At 67.2% G+C, this 1,620-nt stretch carries 3 protein-coding genes; 1 reads left to right on the top strand and 2 read right to left on the bottom strand.

From position 1 onward, the window contains the following. Both ACXJKR_RS31935 and yghU read right to left on the bottom strand, forming a co-directional pair. A partial coding sequence (locus tag ACXJKR_RS31935) for a glutathione S-transferase family protein (RefSeq protein ID WP_457326270.1) occupies positions 1–314 on the bottom strand: 314 nt, incomplete at its 3' end. Next, positions 311–1,192 (bottom strand): glutathione-dependent disulfide-bond oxidoreductase, encoded by an 882-nt coding sequence (gene yghU / locus ACXJKR_RS31930; RefSeq protein WP_457326269.1) that lies wholly within the window; start codon positions 1,190–1,192, stop codon positions 311–313. The genes ACXJKR_RS31935 and yghU, both read right to left, overlap by 4 nt. Positions 1,193–1,300: 108 nt before the next feature. Here yghU and ACXJKR_RS31925 point away from each other — a divergent pair. Continuing rightward, a partial coding sequence (locus ACXJKR_RS31925; RefSeq protein ID WP_457326268.1) for a DsbA family protein occupies positions 1,301–1,620 on the top strand: 320 nt, incomplete at its 3' end.

The raw sequence follows: 1,620 nt of genomic DNA, 5'->3' as shown, positions 1-1,620 counted from the left end.
CCTTCGAACTCGACGCGCCACTGCCAGCCCGCGATCTCGGCCTTGTCGAGCGGGCTGCGGCCGAGCAGCGGCGGCTCGGGGAAACGCGCCTCGATGTAGGCCGCAATCGCGGCGTTGTCAGTCAGCACAACGCCCTCCTCCGTCACCAGCGCCGGCACCGTGCACTGCGGGTTGATGCGCCGGAACGCCTCGCCCATCTGCTCGCCATTGCGCAGGTCGACCTGCACCGTTTCGTGCGGCGCCCCCTTCTCGGCCAACAGGATGCGCGCGCGGCGCGGGCTGGGCGCGGTGGCGCAGTCGTAGAGGGTGATCATGGCGCCACCAGCTTGTCTTGCGTCTTCGTATCGAAGTCGCTGGCTTCGTGGCGCTCGTGAAGCTGGCTGCCGGGTTCACCCCAGGTGCGGTTGACCTTGCGGCCGCGCTTGACGGCCGGGCGCTGGGCGACCTCGTCAGCCCAGCGGATGACATGGCTGTACTCCTGCACCGACAGGAACTCACCGGCGCCGTAGAGCTGCCCCTTGGCGAGCGCGCCATACCAGGGCCAGATGGCCATGTCGGCAATGCTGTAGGACTCGCCCGCCAGATAGGGCGCTTCAGCCAGCCGGCGGTTCAGCACATCGAGCTGGCGCTTGACCTCCATGGCATAGCGGTCGATGGGGTACTCCTGCTTGGTGGGCGCATAGGCGTAGAAGTGCCCGAAGCCACCGCCCAGGAAGGGCGCGCTGCCCATCTGCCAGAACAGCCAGCTCAGCGCCTCGGCGCGCGCCGCGCCACTTTCGGGCAAGAAGGCGCCACCGAACTTTTCCGACAGGTAGACAAGGATGGCGCCCGACTCGAACACCCGCACCGGTTCTGGCCCGCTGTGGTCCACCAGGGCCGGAATCTTGGAATTGGGATTGGCCTCGACAAAGCCGCTGCCGAACTGTTCGCCCTCGTTGATGCGCACCAGCCAGGCGTCGTACTCGGCGCCGGTGTGGCCCAGCGCCAGCAGTTCCTCCAGCATCACGGTGACCTTGACGCCATTGGGCGTGCCCAGGGAATACAGCTGCAGCGGATGGCGGCCAACGGGCAGCGCCTTGTCATGGGTGGCGCCGGCGATGGGGCGATTGATGCTGGCGAACTGGCCGCCGCTGGCCTTGTCCCAGGTCCAGACCTGGGGCGGGATGTAGTCGGTCGTTGTCGGATCGGTCATGCAGGCGTTCCAGGATGCAAACCCGGCAACGCTAGCGCAAAAGCCGGTCACACCTCGGTCAAGCCTGCAAACCTGAGGGGCATCTCGATGCCCGCGAAAATGGCACCCATGCGTATCGACTTCATTTCCGACATCGTCTGCCCTTGGTGTGCCATCGGCCTGTATTCGCTGGAAGCGGCGGCGGCCCGCATCCCCGGGCTGGAACTGGACCTGCACTTCCACCCCTTCGAGCTCAACCCCGGCATGAAGCCCGAGGGCCAGGACATCGAGGAGSATCTGGCCGAAAAATACGGTGCCAGCCCGGCGGCGCTGGCCGGCACGCGCCAGGCGATCCGTGAGCGCGGTGCGGCGCTGGGCTTCGAGTTCCGCATGGAGGCGCGCGGCCGCATCTACAACACGCGCGACGCCCATCGCCTGCTGCACTGGGC

The organism is Roseateles sp. P5_E11 (assembly GCF_054049355.1).
Note: the sequence above shows the minus strand (reverse complement) of the source record. Positions and strands in the feature narration are given on the sequence as shown.

Bases quoted from the DNA above. Each gene is read 5' to 3' on its own strand.
- yghU (WP_457326269.1), bottom strand. From the start codon at position 1,192: ATGACCGATCCGACAACGACCGACTACATCCCGCCCCAGGTCTGGACC.